The sequence below is a fragment of the Methanobrevibacter thaueri genome (genome assembly GCF_003111625.1).
GTDB lineage: Archaea > Methanobacteriota > Methanobacteria > Methanobacteriales > Methanobacteriaceae > Methanocatella > Methanocatella thaueri.
The window spans coordinates 66,995-82,269 of record NZ_MZGS01000016.1; the positions used below are offsets into that span (position 1 = coordinate 66,995).

At 32.8% G+C, this 15,275-nt stretch carries 20 protein-coding genes and 1 pseudogene; 8 read left to right on the forward strand and 13 right to left on the reverse strand.

Annotated features, from left to right (window positions below; genetic code table 11):
* Positions 1-94: 94 nt before the first annotated feature.
* From MBBTH_RS11165 to MBBTH_RS02355, 6 genes are all read right to left on the reverse strand, one after another.
* Complete coding sequence (locus MBBTH_RS11165; protein ID WP_279305931.1) at positions 95-229, reverse strand: hypothetical protein; 135 nt, start codon at positions 227-229, stop codon at positions 95-97.
* Positions 226-780 (reverse strand): hypothetical protein, encoded by a 555-nt coding sequence (locus MBBTH_RS02340; protein ID WP_116591442.1) that lies wholly within the window; start codon positions 778-780, stop codon positions 226-228. The genes MBBTH_RS11165 and MBBTH_RS02340 overlap by 4 nt, the downstream gene beginning before the upstream one ends.
* Before the next feature lie 14 nt (positions 781-794).
* Positions 795-1,169 carry a hypothetical protein gene (locus tag MBBTH_RS02345; protein ID WP_116591443.1) on the reverse strand — a complete coding sequence of 125 codons (375 nt, stop codon included), beginning with the start codon at positions 1,167-1,169 and terminating at the stop codon, positions 795-797.
* A gap of 84 nt (positions 1,170-1,253) precedes the next feature.
* Positions 1,254-2,048 carry an HIRAN domain-containing protein gene (locus MBBTH_RS02350; RefSeq protein WP_116591444.1) on the reverse strand — a complete coding sequence of 265 codons (795 nt, stop codon included), beginning with the start codon at positions 2,046-2,048 and terminating at the stop codon, positions 1,254-1,256.
* A gap of 13 nt (positions 2,049-2,061) precedes the next feature.
* Complete coding sequence (locus tag MBBTH_RS11170) at positions 2,062-2,190, reverse strand: hypothetical protein (protein WP_279305932.1); 129 nt, start codon at positions 2,188-2,190, stop codon at positions 2,062-2,064.
* A 33-nt stretch (positions 2,191-2,223) separates the two neighbouring features.
* Positions 2,224-2,628 (reverse strand): hypothetical protein, encoded by a 405-nt coding sequence (locus MBBTH_RS02355; RefSeq protein ID WP_116591445.1) that lies wholly within the window; start codon positions 2,626-2,628, stop codon positions 2,224-2,226.
* Between the two features lie 234 nt (positions 2,629-2,862).
* Here MBBTH_RS02355 and MBBTH_RS02360 point away from each other — a divergent pair, with 234 nt between their 5' ends.
* Positions 2,863-3,084: a hypothetical protein gene (locus MBBTH_RS02360; RefSeq protein WP_116591446.1), complete on the forward strand. Its 222-nt coding sequence runs from the start codon at positions 2,863-2,865 to the stop codon at positions 3,082-3,084.
* Between the two features lie 14 nt (positions 3,085-3,098).
* Complete coding sequence (locus MBBTH_RS02365; protein ID WP_116591447.1) at positions 3,099-3,473, forward strand: hypothetical protein; 375 nt, start codon at positions 3,099-3,101, stop codon at positions 3,471-3,473.
* A gap of 63 nt (positions 3,474-3,536) precedes the next feature.
* Here MBBTH_RS02365 and MBBTH_RS02370 read toward each other — a convergent pair whose 3' ends face one another.
* Positions 3,537-4,859, reverse strand: coding sequence for a hypothetical protein (locus MBBTH_RS02370; protein ID WP_133241931.1), 1,323 nt, complete (start codon positions 4,857-4,859; stop codon positions 3,537-3,539).
* Between the two features lie 316 nt (positions 4,860-5,175).
* Between MBBTH_RS02370 and MBBTH_RS11175 the strand changes: the two genes are divergently transcribed.
* From MBBTH_RS11175 to MBBTH_RS02400, 6 genes are all read left to right on the forward strand, one after another.
* A complete protein-coding gene (locus MBBTH_RS11175; protein WP_279305933.1) occupies positions 5,176-5,304 on the forward strand; it encodes a hypothetical protein in 129 nt (42 codons plus the stop codon).
* On the forward strand, positions 5,288-5,713 hold the full coding sequence (locus MBBTH_RS02380) for a hypothetical protein (RefSeq protein ID WP_116591450.1): 426 nt from the start codon (positions 5,288-5,290) through the stop codon (positions 5,711-5,713). Before MBBTH_RS11175 ends, MBBTH_RS02380 begins: the two co-directional genes overlap by 17 nt.
* 156 nt (positions 5,714-5,869) lie before the next feature.
* On the forward strand, positions 5,870-6,466 hold the full coding sequence (locus MBBTH_RS02385) for a hypothetical protein (RefSeq protein WP_116591451.1): 597 nt from the start codon (positions 5,870-5,872) through the stop codon (positions 6,464-6,466).
* A complete protein-coding gene (locus MBBTH_RS02390; protein ID WP_116591452.1) occupies positions 6,459-6,791 on the forward strand; it encodes a hypothetical protein in 333 nt (110 codons plus the stop codon). The genes MBBTH_RS02385 and MBBTH_RS02390 overlap by 8 nt, the downstream gene beginning before the upstream one ends.
* A 3-nt stretch (positions 6,792-6,794) precedes the next feature.
* Positions 6,795-7,127 carry a hypothetical protein gene (locus MBBTH_RS02395; RefSeq protein ID WP_116591453.1) on the forward strand — a complete coding sequence of 111 codons (333 nt, stop codon included), beginning with the start codon at positions 6,795-6,797 and terminating at the stop codon, positions 7,125-7,127.
* A 126-nt stretch (positions 7,128-7,253) separates the two neighbouring features.
* Positions 7,254-10,505, forward strand: a complete 3,252-nt coding sequence (locus tag MBBTH_RS02400) for a hypothetical protein (protein WP_116591454.1) — start codon at positions 7,254-7,256, stop codon at positions 10,503-10,505.
* A gap of 1,081 nt (positions 10,506-11,586) precedes the next feature.
* On the opposite strand, the gene MBBTH_RS11180 is transcribed toward MBBTH_RS02400, so the two are convergent.
* The 6 genes and pseudogenes from MBBTH_RS11180 to MBBTH_RS10975 form a co-directional block, all read right to left on the reverse strand.
* The gene (locus tag MBBTH_RS11180) at positions 11,587-11,709 is read right to left on the reverse strand and encodes a hypothetical protein (RefSeq protein ID WP_279305934.1); all 123 of its coding nucleotides are present in this window, start codon (positions 11,707-11,709) and stop codon (positions 11,587-11,589) included.
* Positions 11,706-11,972: pseudogene (gene tfb, locus MBBTH_RS11065) on the reverse strand (transcription initiation factor IIB); the annotation flags it as partial. The gene MBBTH_RS11180 and the pseudogene tfb, both read right to left, overlap by 4 nt.
* A gap of 512 nt (positions 11,973-12,484) precedes the next feature.
* Positions 12,485-13,519 (reverse strand): zinc ribbon domain-containing protein, encoded by a 1,035-nt coding sequence (locus tag MBBTH_RS02410; RefSeq protein WP_116591456.1) that lies wholly within the window; start codon positions 13,517-13,519, stop codon positions 12,485-12,487.
* Between the two features lie 163 nt (positions 13,520-13,682).
* Positions 13,683-13,877 (reverse strand): hypothetical protein, encoded by a 195-nt coding sequence (locus tag MBBTH_RS02415; protein WP_116591457.1) that lies wholly within the window; start codon positions 13,875-13,877, stop codon positions 13,683-13,685.
* Positions 13,878-13,883: 6 nt separating this feature from the next.
* Positions 13,884-14,609, reverse strand: a complete 726-nt coding sequence (locus MBBTH_RS02420; protein WP_116591458.1) for an endonuclease/exonuclease/phosphatase family protein — start codon at positions 14,607-14,609, stop codon at positions 13,884-13,886.
* A 2-nt stretch (positions 14,610-14,611) separates the two neighbouring features.
* Positions 14,612-15,259 (reverse strand): SHOCT domain-containing protein, encoded by a 648-nt coding sequence (locus tag MBBTH_RS10975; protein WP_207773308.1) that lies wholly within the window; start codon positions 15,257-15,259, stop codon positions 14,612-14,614.
* Positions 15,260-15,275: the final 16 nt, after the last annotated feature.

Sequence of the window (15,275 nt, forward strand, 5' to 3'; positions counted from 1 at the left end):
GTTTTTAAGCAGTTTTGAGACTTACTTAGGTCTTGTTCAACTATCAAATACACTTAACGCCGTTATATTAATGAGGTATAAAAAAACAATTACCTCATTGCAAATCTTCAACTATACAGTATCCTGCTTTCCAGCAAATGCCGTGAGCATAGGGACATTCTTCGCAATTTGATGTGTCTACATCATAGTCATCAAAATTTGGTAGCTCAAAGCGTCTATCAAAGCTCATTCTAATTCACCCCCTAGTTTTTCTTCGATTGCTCCTTCCATGATTGTCATTTCCTCATAGATGTCATCACCATTGTAGTAATATTCAGCATCAATTTGCTTGGCCAGTTTCTTCAGAGATTGCAAATAAATAATATCAAATTCTTTACTTGATCTTCTAAAACCCGCAGTCATTTTGTCATGATTTCTTTTCCAGTAACTGAATTTGTTAAAGACAGCAGTTTCAACAGTTCCAACACTCAACTGGACAATATGTTCCCACTCGTATCTATCATAGTTCACTTGTAGGGCAATGTCGGAATGGAACTCTTGAATCCTTACAGCAGGATATTCAAATCTTACAACTTGAAGGAAATCAATGTCTATAATTGAAAGGAAATCATCATATCCTTCATCGTTGCAGGGGCAGGTAAAGGCCAATTCAAGATACTGATTGTCAGCACTTTCAAGAGTTACACCAAAATGTGCCAAATGTTTTCTACTGCTGTTTTCAATGAAGCAACAAGCTTCTTTCCATAATTGATTTTGCAATTCTTTATTCATTTCTTGCATAATATCAACTCCAATTATTTTTTAACAGTTAAATTATCCTCTTCAAGATAATCCTGCATTCGTTCATCAACTAATTCTCTAATCTTTTCAAGTTCTGATTCAAAATAATCATTGACAAACTCACAAAGAAGTTCTTCATCATACACTTGACCAGCTCTTTGAGAAACAATATCAGCAACTATTTCATTTGCTACATAATTTCTCTTCAAAGTGTAATCGAGTTGGATTTCAACTTCGCGGTCATTTGTACCAAAGATTGTATCAAAACCTGATTCATCTGCACTTAAATGGAAAGTATCAATCACTGAAATCTCTCCATCAAAGTTGTTTTCATATAGATCTGCTGCTCCAAGAACAACAGAATTCTCATCGATTATTTTTACTATCATAGACTTTACCTCCAAAAAATCTTCGATTAAAAAAGGAGCAGTTTTAGGTCTTGCTCCAGGACCAAATTCAACAACAAGTTACAATTAGACAGATACAACAGCATACTCTCCATAGACAATCTTTTCAATCATTACAGTGCCATCAAAAGACCTACCTTTAAGGACTTTGCTGTCATAGTATGGAATGTCATTATCCAAACAGTACTGCTTCTTTTTATTTGATGGAAAAACACCAACCCTGTAGTCTCCAGATTTAAGATACAAAGCTGTACCTTTCGCACCCTCAAAAATAGGCTCCTCAGCAATTGATAAATCATAACCTAAGTGATCTTGACCATCAAAGTGGCTTAATCCTACCACAGAATAAAGAACTCTACCATTAGAAGTTGTAGATGGAGAAGAATCTTCCCCACCAACAGTTACAAACACTTTTAAACTATCCAGTTCATCTTGCAAATTTGAAACCAATACCTTAAGAGCATCAATCTCTGATTTTAAAGCTGCAACTTCACTAATTTCAGGAACTGATATTTCATCGGAGTTTAAATACTTAAACTTATTTTCATGAACTTCCAAGTACAGACAACTTGAATAAGCTCTCATAACTTCTGCATAGAATTCTTTATCAGTGAAATCAATTTCACCTTTGAGCTCAGAAGCACTGATGTTACCATTCCTCCTATTATTCGGGCTTAAAGTTCTTTCAGAGTTAGCTACATGGCCGACAATTTCATGATCTAAATTGTAGACAGCAACCGCATCTTTATCAAACTTGTTATCCATATCTGCTTTCAACACTACTTGTTCACCAGCTTTAACGTCACTTTGTGGATGATTAAAGCTTAATCCAACACATTTGACTTGATAGATTTTTTCCATTGAAATTACCTCCTTAAATACCTAATTCTTCAAAATCGATAGTTGAAACTTTCATTTCAACCTCGTTCAAAAACTCTTTGTGAGCAACATAAAATTCAACATCAAAAGACTCTAAACTTGAAATAAAGTTATTTCCTTCCATAATATCACCATTTAAAAATAGAAAGTGGAGTTTTTAGATTTTAGCCCCACAATTGCCACAATAATTGTGGCTTTCAGTTTTAACAAAGTATGCGCCGCATTCACAGGTGTAAGCACCTGTGATCCTGTAACCGAGAGTGTAGCTGCAATCGTAATAGCCATAATCAGTTCCGACGTAATCTTCGACATATAATATTTCGACGTTGACATTTTCAAGGACGTCTTCAATGTCTAAAATGTCGTCGATGAAGGTTTCAGCAATTTCGTCGAATGTTATTTCAGGATGAAGGTTCATTGCGGTGTCAATTTGTGGAAGAACTTCTTCCTTATACTCTTGGCTGTCGGTTAAGCCAAGCTCAATTAGAGCTTCGAAGAGCTCAGTTGCGTTCATCATACTAATTTCTTCATTTGGATTTACTTTTTTATGTTCAAAATACATTTATATCACCTATTTCGATTTAACGCTTGATATATAACGTAACAAACCTCACAAAAACTGAGAGATAAGCACGCAGCATATATACCAATCATCGCCTACAAACCAAGTGTTTCTAACGAAAGAGACCTCTAAAGAGTGTCCTACGAAAAAATAGAGAATATTATTCAAGTTTTACTGTCCTACGATGCTGGAAAAATTTAGTTCTTTATATAGTACAGAAAACTACGTAGTATTATGAAATTAAAAGAAAATAATGAAGATAAATCTTCAGTAAAAACAAGTAATACGCTTGATTACACAATCAAGCCAATGAGCGTAAAATTAACGCCAAAAGTAGAAGAAATGCTGAACTATATCGCCGACCAGACTCAGATGAGCAGATCCAACATAGTCCGATATAGCATCACAGAATTATACAGAAAACTAATAGCAGAAAAAGATAATGAAACTAAGTGAAGGAGGAAATAAAAATGGAATTAAGCAATTCATTAAACCAAAGAATTGATAACATGAGATCAGGTCAAAAGAAAGAATTATGGGAACAATTACGAGAAAGTGAAAGAGTATACACATATATTCCTCCAGTATATAAAATAAACGAACAATCAAGAGATTTTAAATCCTATATGAGTTTTAAATCCATAGAAGGTTTAGAGGGAATGTTACGATATTACAGACATGTACAAGGAATATATAATTATTATGATTTTATATTAACACCAATTTTCTTTGAGGACAATATTCATGTGAATGAAATAGATATCCTACACGTAAGCGATAAGTCCCGCAAACAAATTGATACTATGTGCAATAGGTTGTCAAAGAAGATAGAAAAGTCTCGGTAAGAATAATATGTTATGCTTAACAAAGTAAGAGGTTTATTTCGAGATTTTAAAAAAAAAGATTTACTAATAAAATTGATATGAAACATTTAAATCTGGAGTACCAGTTTCAAGCATAGTTACAAAACATATATCTAAAACAGCATCAGGAGTTATGAAACCTTGTGATCCATCAGATAATAAATAATCAATGTAATTTTTGATATTGGACTCCAATTTTAAAGAATCAAGAGAATAATATTCAATAATACCCCTATTAGAAAGAATAGAGATAATGTCCTCAACTTGTCTGCTTTCGGTTAACGGCATTATTTCTATGTTTTTATCCATACATGAGAGAATATCTTCCTTCAAATAACCTTTCATCATCAGGCAATCAAGATATCTTTCAGAATCCTTGAAATATCCCATAGAATTATCTTCATAAGCAAAATCTAACAGTTGACGCATATCAAATTCAGTAGTATTTGCACTATTCAATCTAGAACTGACATGAGAACTGACAATATTAGTTACATCAACATCTGTGTAATCTCTCTTAACATTATCTTTCATGCGCAGTTTTACACGTGCATCAAAGTCTTTCTCAAAAGATTTATCAATATCTTTTTCATCTGATGTACCATAATCAGTTTTACGCGCCCAACCTGGCACAATTGAATCGTAATTCTTGGCTATTACATGAGGAAGCACCCGACTATAATCCCATAATAAAGCATTCGGATTTGAGCGAAATTCTTTAAAATATGGTTCATCTTTAGGGATGCCTTTCCTGAATAGCTTTAATGTTTGAACCTTACGTTTGCTAAACTTTTGATGCTTATAAGTGTATGTTTTACCCCCATAATCAGGTAAGAAATCTATACACTGCTTTTCAAAGAAATTTTGTAGGTCTTTCGCACCGAAAGCATGTGACGCTGGCAATCTATGTGTAATATGGTTATATGATTCCATTTCTGTCAATTTTTTACTAATGTTAAAATTTTCAGATAAACTTGTTGTAGAGATTTTAAATAATTTGTCTGATGGCTCAATATATTCATCATCACATAATCTCTCTTTTAAATGTAGAAATGTATAAAATAAAGATTCTGGGCTGGAAAAATTAACCTGATATGTATCTTCGGTTACATCTTCCCATCTTGGAATTATATTATCAGGATTTCGACGTAACAACATGTCTAACATACCTCCACATTCATCTAAATTATCAATTGATGTAATGTTGCATGAAAGTAATAAATCATTGATGGTTAAATTTTCCACACGAGTTCTTGACATTCCCGATGATAAAATTAATGTCATACATGCTTTAGCTGCCATATTAGAGCACATTGTCAGCAATGAATAAATTTCTCTCAACTCTACGACTTGAATTTCTTCAATCATATTAAAAATTATGGCTCCCGATTATATTTAACATTTATGTCGGAAATCTCGGCAAAAATTTAAGAAAGTTCTATGACAAACAACAAAAATCTTAAAAATTTTAACGGTTAAAACGACAATTATTTACGAAAAAAAGAATTTATAATAAGTTATACAGCAAATAAAAAGATTTAAATACTCCAAGTATTATATAACTACTCATGAAGCTTACAAATAAGAAATAAGCTTCAAAATAATTGGAGAAATTTTTATGACCAACCCTAGCAATTATTCGAAAACGCCAATAACGGTGAAAAAGACGAAAGAGATGGATTATATGCTCAGGTATTTGGAAGACAAGCTTCTTCTAAATCCAACAGCAGTAATGCGATACTGCCTGGCCAGAGTATATGAGGAAGAACGCAAAAAAGACAAAGGAGGAAAAGAATATGGTAGAAAATCATAAAACAAAAAAAAGCCGAAATATCTTGAAAGAACTTGAAAATTCAATGGTTGGATTTATCGAAAACAACAGACACGTTAGAGTAATGGGAGGAAACATGGTATCTATATTTAATATACTATTAAAAAACATTATCCTCCCCAAATCAAAGAAAGGAACAAAACTAACAGAGTCTGAAATTAAAGAGATATATTTTAGATATATCTACTGTAAAACTGCATTGTTTACAATGTTGCAGATGAACGCCGAACTGCTGGAAGATGAAATGGAAAAGCTTGAAGAGGATATTAATAATCTAATTGATTTAAACGATATTAACATCACAAAAAAAGATGGTAAGAAATTTTGTGACACTCCTGCAGCGATCTCTTTAGATTTTGAAGCAGATTATAGTTATTTAGAGGGCAGGTGATATGAATGTTTAAGAAAAATAAAGAATGTCGTTTAAGAGACTTACTCAAGAACTCCCAATCTTACTATACACGACAATTTGTAAGAACTGGAGCGACAGACGAACGTATAAGAGTAGCAACATGGTTACAAGACTACAATATATGGAGGAATAATAATGGAAAGAATTGAGGGTAAATTATTAGATTTAGAAAGTAGGAGCAAATCTTTGGATTATACAAAATCAAAATATATGCTCATTGGAGATAATTTATTAGATAGTATCAGCAGACATGATGAAAATATGGATCCAGAACTTCAGGAATCCATGATGTTTGAAATAAATGAACTCATTAATCTAAAAGATGACCTAATATTGGATTTAATTGAATTTGCCAATCATGTTGCAAAATTAAATGTAGAATTAGAAAAAAATACTTCAGATGATCATTTGGATAATAAAAATTATTATGTTCTGCCATTACAGAACAGAACTCAACTTATAAATAAGTTAAATAGTGAGTACATTCTTTCAGCGAAAAGATACCTCTATTATAAGTGTTATTTAGATAATCCAAAGGAAATTCCTCTTCATGATGAAGCTATTAAAACAATTAAAAGCAATTATGAGCAATCTAAAAAATCATTAGTGAAAGAATTAAAATGTTACATCAGATACATTGAGTCCATTGATGCCGATTTAGCAGAATTTAACAAAGACAATGAGACTTCAAAACATATTAAGCCGAATAAAGGAGGTAGATACGATGGCTAGAGTAATGCTTAAACCTAAAAGTAAATATCAAAAATACTTCAATCCTAAACGAATAGGAGAAAATGTTCAAGGAAACATCATCAATCAGGTTGAAGATGAGTATGGTAACACCTGCTTAGTTTTAGATGTAGGAACTGATGAAAATGGAGATATAAAAACTACAACTCTCCCAGCACATCAATCACTAATGGACTACTATGACCAATTAGAAATGGGCGACTATATCTATGTCGAATTAGTAGACTTAGTTGAAAGAAAAGACAGGGAATATCCCATAAAGATATATGCTGTCGGAATAGAAGAAGATAAAAAGAAAGAGGTGTAAAATATGCAAGAAATCAATTTAGTAATGTTCCAATTTTCTGAGGATACTCCATTTCAGTTCTATTGGAACCCTATGATTATTGGAGAAACTATAACTGGCCACATATATATGATTAGCACTGATGAATATGGTGCAGAGATAATTATACTAAAAATTAAAGATCCTTACTATGATATAAAATATCTCGTTAGGATTCCGCCACATCCAAGCATTATGGAATGTTATTCTAACATTAACATTGGCGATTATCTGAAAATCCAGTATGTTAATAAGGTGCCTGGTGTTGATAGCTTTGATGAAAAAATTTTTAATATCAAGGTGAATTGTAATAAATAGAATATGAAAGTAGTTATAAGATAAGTGAGCTCCTTACAACTACTATAAGTTAATACCATATAATTATTAGTAGTTTCAAGTTAATATATTTATCTTATTTTCTTTATTTTTTTAAGAGAGGTTCAAATGAGCGATAATAATTTAAAAAGTATTACATTTGATGAACTTTTAAATAACATTAATCTTATTGTATTAAAAGATTCAGAATCCGTGAAAAAGAAAAAAGCAAAATCAGACGGTAAGGAACATTTTGGCAAAGAACCTTTAGCAAACTGGGAGTATTGCCCAGAGGATTACAAAGGATTTGAGGATACAAAATATGGAACTGCTTTTCAATGCTGTTATATTAAAAGTTTAAGCCTGTTTTTTATAGTCATTGACATCGATGTCCATAATCCTGACACTGATATTCCATTAAATAATATAGAGTCAGCAATCCCTGATAAATACAAAGACACATATATAGTGAACACCCCAAGTGGAGGTAGGCACTATTACTATTTATCAGAAAAACCACCAGAACTGAGCACAAACTCTATTAACATTGATTATAAGTCCATATTTAAAAGAGATGTTGAAAAACAACAGAATGGCACCTATATCAACAATGGAAATGGCGGTTATGTTGTAGCTTCCTTTAGATGGGACAAAGACGGCGATAAAAAAGAGCACTATGTACATAATTCTTCATCAAATGATGAAATTTTAATAGTCCATAACACTGATGATATTATTAGAAGCATTTATGAGTCATTATACCAAAGCGGAGATATAAATGACGATATTTATAATGCTTTTAATGGAATAAAAACTGAAAAGGTGCATAATATTGTTTTACATGAGATACAAGTATACTTGGACGATTTGGACAATATACCAAAGCTTAAAGGAATACAAAAAGATGGTGCTGCATATGAACAGAATGGTTTAAGGTATGATTCTAATGGAGTGATTCTTTTAAAAGAACATAATGGTCTTGAGCTCATCACACAAAAAGTTGCAGAAATAATCTCATCAACACATGGCAAACATAATGATGTACTTTTAGCACTTGAAGGCGGGCTAGATCATTATGGTTTTAACGAAGATCAAAGACGAAAAATTCTTTTTGATGCATTAATCCTTGCAGACGATTATAATTCAGGACATAGAGCTCAAATTGAAAGCAGCATAAATAAAGATAAAAATAATGTAAGAAAAAAAGGTTTTCAGCATTTGGAAAAGAATTATCCGCAATTAAAAGAGCAATTAAATGTTATTTATAACATCAAACATTTATTTTGGAGAATGCATGACTCTGTTGATTATAAACTTATGGAAATACCTTATCTGGAATTAGTTAACACATTATCCAAATATATTCAGGAACGAGAGGAGCAAAAGGAAAAAGAAATAGAAGAAAAAAAAGATATTCCTCTTATCCTGGATTCATATTTGAAAATGATGGGCGTAAATGTTCATGAAAGATATAAATTACTTAAAAAAATCAATGGAGTATTTTGCGGAAATATTCTAGTAAAGTTTATCCAAAATGAACTTGAATGTTCCAATAATCCTAAAAAAGAGCATGCTTTATTGACAAATAAAGGAATTAACTTAGGAAGTGCCAATAATATCATTAAACAACTAGACGGTGAAAAAAGACGCAAATTAACCAAACGGGCATACTCTTTAGAGATTCAATTATCTTTAATTGAATATGGTGGAAATTATCCTAAAATACAGCCATTAATCAATTTAGTTGAAAGGCCAGCAAGATTAGAGCCTTATAAACGCAGACAAATCGCAAATAGTTTTTTAAGACAGCACGACTATTTAAAAAAGACAAAAGATAATAGCTACATTTTTGATGATGTAGAAACCAATTCATATATTCAAGTTGACGCCAACAAGCTTGGAAATTACCTATCTCGCAAATATCCAATCCTACAATTAGGAATAGAAAGCTCCGAACTGGAAACAATCCTTACCACCTCAGCTGAATTCGACGAACTACACAACGAATATTACATGTTCAATAACGGCATTCTAAACCTGCACGAAAGGTCATTTACTGAAACCACAGATTTCTCCAATTATTTCACAACAAAAAAGATGGACTGTAATTATTTAAGCAATAAAATAACAATAGACCCAATCAGAAGCAACCCCGCATGTTTGGTTGATCGAGTATTGCGAGAAATATTTATTCCAAACTACAGACAAAACGGAAAAGATTTATTTACAGGATATTATACTGATTTTCTACAACGCTTAGGATCCGCTTTCAATACAAGAATTAAAGAAAAGAAATTTCCATGCTATTACGGTTCTGGAGACAACGGTAAAGACATTATTATTGAGATATTAAAAATGGCATTCAGCGACAGATGCTTACTTGTAACAATGGAAATTCTACAAGACGAAAAAGCCGATTTATCCGAGTATGACGTAGTAATTATTGATGAATTGGATAAAAAAACGTTCAAAGATGCCATTGCATTTATTAAAAGGATTACAGGCGGTGAAGAAGAAGGAACTGCAAAAAGAAAGCATTACTCACATGAAGTATTCCGACCCAAAAATCCATCAGCATTCTTTTTATTCACAAATACTATTCCAGAAGTGCCACTTAGTGACAAAGCTTTCTACAGACGTGAAGATGCACTTGAATTAAAGAATAGATTCGTGGATAATCCTAAAAAAGATAAACTTGGAGAATATCAAGCAGACAGCTCACTAAAAGACAAGATTAAAAATGAAAAAGAAGACAGTTTGGAATGGCTAATAAACGCAAGCTTACAAGCATACTACAACTGTTTTGACGATGATGGATTTTTTAAAGGATTTATGATGGCACAAACCGCCGAAGAAACAATGATGATTGTAAGCAATACAGACACACTGACCAAATTCTTAAGAGAAAACTACGTTGTAGACGAAGAAAAGGTAGACACTGTAAGCAATGCAGAGTTAAGAGACAACTATCAAAATTACTGCAACAGAAACAACATAAGCTGCGATACAACAAAATTAGCACAAAATATGGGTAATACCGTCAAAAAAATCTTTGGTGACGTCAAAAAGAAAGCTACAAATGCCACGAGATACTTCTTAAAACCAAAAGATGAAACAGATCTACTAACCACATACTACATAAACAGCACAAAGCAATGGTGGCAAGTACAAGACCAAATGCCCGAAGCGACATTCGAGACACACAATAATGTATACAATAGGCTTGTGGAACTTGAAAAATCAAGCACATACCCGACAAAAAAACAATTGCTGGAAGAATTCCCAGTATATGATATCGAAGAAATTTTAGAGAATTTAGAAAAAGCAAATTTGATATTTAAAGGCAAAAAGCTGGAAGTTGATGAAAATGTGGAGACCTGAATGGACACTATGGATACCCACTTTTCAAGGTGTCCATAATTTCAGCCATATTTTCATGATTTTTCAAAACATTCTAATTCTTCTTATTTTTAACTATAACCCCCTAAAACTGCTTATTTTGATAACATTATATTGACTAAATTTTATGCAATATGGAGACATGGAGACTATGGACACCTTTTCTAAAAAGTTACCAACGTAAAATGAAAAATCGATGAGAATAATGATATTGGCCGCAAGTTGCTGAGTATTGTTGGGAAAAAGTGTCCATAGTGTCCATCTGTCCATTTTCACACCATTACTTGAAAGGCAGATACGGTTTCGGCGGCCCAATATAATCCGATACTAAATGCTATATGATGATTAGTATATTGTTTTGTTCGCACCTTAAACACTTGAGAAAGTTATGCTCGATTGCATGCTTGTTTGCATGGTGTGGCGTGGAAACGGCGCTTTTGCTAAACGGCAGGATTGCCTGCGAAATCGCATGAATTGTTCTTTTTGAGGTGTGGAAAGTCCATCGGTACCGTTTTTTATTTTATTGTTTTTTATCTGGGCGGAGGTTTTTCATATTTTCTTGATGGATAGTTTTTATTTCAGAACTTCAGGAATAAAACGCTTAGAAATGCCTTTTTTATAGGTGTGTGTATATTGATATAATCATCTTCATTTCCTTTTTACAAGCTTGTAAACATGTGTCAAATATTATGTAACCTTATGCAACCATGCATTTTCCATGACCTCAAACCATCAAATTTTTAAGAGATTCGTGTCGCAGAAAAACTACATGTTTCATGCTTGTGGGACATCACCAAAGAAACGCACGTTATTGTCGGAAGTAGTATTCCGACTGTGAAAATGCAGATTTGTGAACTTGGCCGAAATAGTATTTTTTTGGCGAAAAATATGTTCTCGCAAAGAGATTAAAAAAATAACGTGATAGTTTGAACAAGATTAACTTTAATTGATACTGTGAATCTGTAAGAAAATGTAGAAATTAATAATAATCAGCTACTCCATATCTAGAATCCTCTTCCACAGTTTGTACAGTATTTTTCCATACATAACACCACTAATAATACTATTTTTCTTTATCTTTTTCAATAATCAAATAACATCCTCTGAAATATGCATTTTTCACTCTATAAACAACATATGTGCTTGATTTTCCTAAATATTCTTTTTCAAACATTGCACTTATCATAGTTGCACATTTATACTTGTTTCTAATAGTTCAGTTAATTCTTTGTAGCTGTTACGTATTGTAATTTCAGAAACCCCTGCAATTTCTGCAACATCCCTTTGTGTTTTTCTTTCACCGAGTAAAACAGATGCGATATATACTGCAGCTGCAGCTACACCAGCAGGATTTCTACCTGAAGTCAAACCGTTATTCGATGCTTCTTCAATAATTTTAACAGCTTTGAATTGTGCTTTCTCTGATAATCCCAATTCATGGGCAATTTTTCTGGACTTTACTTTATATCCCTCAATAGATCTTCTGTTGTCTATGATTGTTTGACCCATGACAATGCCATTCTCTATCGTTATATGGATTTCTTTTTCATATAGCGTTTCGAAACCCAGATGAACGTATTGGAGAACTTTTCCTTCAGGAACTTTCAGGACTCCGCTGAACCATGTCGCATGAACAGGTTCTTTTTTGGTCATCCTCATGCGTCCCTCTAGGTCTTTTAGGTAGAACTTACCATCCTTGATTTCCCAAGTGCCTATATAGTTTCTCCAACATGCTGTGGATCCGATAGGAGAAGGTATTGTTTGACTGCCTTTGCGAAGCTTCTTTTTGTATTCATCGTGAAGCTCCTTCTTGAATTCTTTGAATTCTTCGCGGGAAAGTACAGTGATGATGTTTGGATCATCTATGAGGGGAGGGCAGGATTGCATCAATCTCCTCTTGCCGTTGAGAATTAGTTTTTCGGGCGTTTGTGCTGTCATAATCTCCTCTTTTTTTCTTCTATTTATTCATTATAATTGGAGTCTGCTTTGCTTGCCATAATGGGCATTTCTACATTTCTCTTTTTTAATTCCCTTTTAATAGATTTAATATGTCGTACTGCATGTTCTTTTTCTAAAGTATCCTGATTTTCTACAGCAATATTTTTATTTTTAATATAATTATACAATAATGTTAGTAATTCCTCATTGGTTTTATCAGAGTAATCAATAAACTCATCTTCACCTATAATTATTGCTCCTCCTCTTGGATTATAAATACCCAATGGAATTTTACCTGATCCATTTATTAATCCACGAATAAAGTCTTCGTCGGATTCTGGTGGTTCTGGTTCACCACCTAGATTTCCAGTCGGCGGTTGAGGTGGTTCTGGTGGTTCTGGTGGTTCTGGTGGTTCTGGTTCACCACCTAGATTTCCAGTCGGCGGTTGAGGTGGTTCTGGTGGTTCTGGTGGTTCTGGTGGTTCTGGTTCACCACCTAGATTTCCAGTCGGCGGTTGAGGAGCTGGTTTGACAACTAATTTAGTTCCACATCGTGTACAAAATTTATTCGAAGTATTTGCAAATGTTTTTTCACATTCTGGACAGTAATTTACGATTTCAGGTAATTTAGTCCCACATTGACCACAGTAGTTGTCATCATCAGAATAATGTTTTTTCCCGCAGTTTCTACAAATTTTCATAAAATGTTCATCATATTGTATTTTTTCAGTGATTTTATTTATTATCTGCGAATATAAATCATTATCTATTACAGAAGGAGACAATTCTGCACTTAAAGTAAAATCTTCAGCAGCGGTCTTAAGAATCAATTTATAATATTTAATAATTCCTCCGTCATTATAACCATCCCAGTGGACGGTTTCAATACTTTTTTTTATGGTTACAATGTCCTTATAAAAGATAACTGTTTCACTGATAACATCCTCCAAAAGAATGTAAAGGTCATGTAAAGTTATTAATGTTGGTATTTGGTCACATCTCCATACAGAGTTTCTTATTTCATTTTCTTTACTAAAAACATTTCTTTCATAAGTCATATTTTCACCTTTTAATCATTTTTTCTTTCATCCACAAGCCGTAGCATATCACCAGTCTTATCCCCGTACTTTTTTAGTTCCATTCCATAATTAATGCATCTTGTTACATCGCCTTTTGTTTAGGTAGCTGCAGTAAACATTGTTTGGTCATTTAATCATTGTATTACCTTTTAATTTGCAATATCATCACATCATACTTCTTAATATAATCTAATAATTGATTTTCATCAATGTTTTCTTTTTCTATAATTGTTTTCATACCTCTAGTACTGATTGTTTCTATTGTTAGTTTTTTATTCCACATATCATAGGTGATTGCAGCTTGAATTTCTAAATCAATTTCTGGAGGCATAAACATTATTAATCACTCCAATTTGATTTCAAAAGTAAGAGGTATATGATCACTAAATTCTATCCATTTATTGGCATCCCCAATTTGAAAAGCAGTGACAACATCTTTACCCGTATAAACATAATCGATGTGATATGGTTTTTCTAAATCCCAAGATTGATGAAATGTTGGCTGTGTTTCTTCGCCTTGTTCTTCTCCAGTTAATTTATGATATGCGCTAAATAATCCTTTGTTATTTAGTTTTCTGTTTAAATTTGTTTGGTCTTTAGCATTGCCTTCGCTGTCTTTAGCTTTGTGTTGGTCGTTCCATATTGCATTGCTGTTGAAATCACCGCACATGACAAGGTTCTCATCAAATAGATTAATATTTGCATCAAAATAGTCATGAATCATTTCAACATATTTATTCAATCCTTTTTCTTTATCTTCATCCATTGCCCAAACGGCTAATAAATTAAAACTATCATTAACTCTTACAGCAATAAAGTTTTTAAACTTATCATTTAAGCCTTCAATCGATTCCAATTTAATATTATCTTTCGCAAATATTCCTAATCCTTTCCAATGAATGTCTCCTGTCCAAAAGTAGTTATCTCCAGCAAATTCAACATATTCTTCTACTTTAGCTCTTGCAGGATCTTCACATTCACATATAACATATATGTCTGCATCTTCTTCAATGATTGAAGTGTATTTTTCTCTAAATTTACTTGCACAGTTCCAAGAAACGATTTTCATATTTAATCACCATCAATTAATTTTTTCTTCATCGCTGCGAACTCCTCATCCGTCAGCAAGCCTTTCTCATATAAATTAGCTAAACGCTCCAGCTCATCCATCAAAGATTTGCTTTCCTGCTTTGTTTCCTGTGGTTTTGCTGTTGCGTGTTCAAGACCCCAACCTACTTCCTCGTATTGAGCACCACAAGCTCTTTGGTTGATAATGTCAATAACATGTTGAACAACAAATTTTCTATATCCAATTTTTTCAAACTTGAACAGAATAAATATTTCCTGATTTTCAAGTAAAGTAATCACCAAATCATCTTCTTTTACTCTTTCAGCACCAACAACATTATCATAAGGTATTCTTAAGTCTTTACCTTCAAGAGTGGCATTTTTAAATACTAATCCTTTTTCTACAATTTGAAATAATGTTCTTAACGTTCTAAATTCTTCTTTTTGTTTAACACCACTGGCGGCAGCTAAACCTATTAAACCAAAAGCTAAAGTTGCTACTCCTCTTGCGGCTCCACTATGAGTTCCGATCTTTAGTTGTTTATCTGGAAATGTTACTAAAGCAGAAATACCTTCAAAAATATTATATTCCATCAAAGCTTCTTCTTTAATTTCCTCATCCGATTTTTTAAAATTATCCAACAATCCCATAAAAATCAATTAGTAT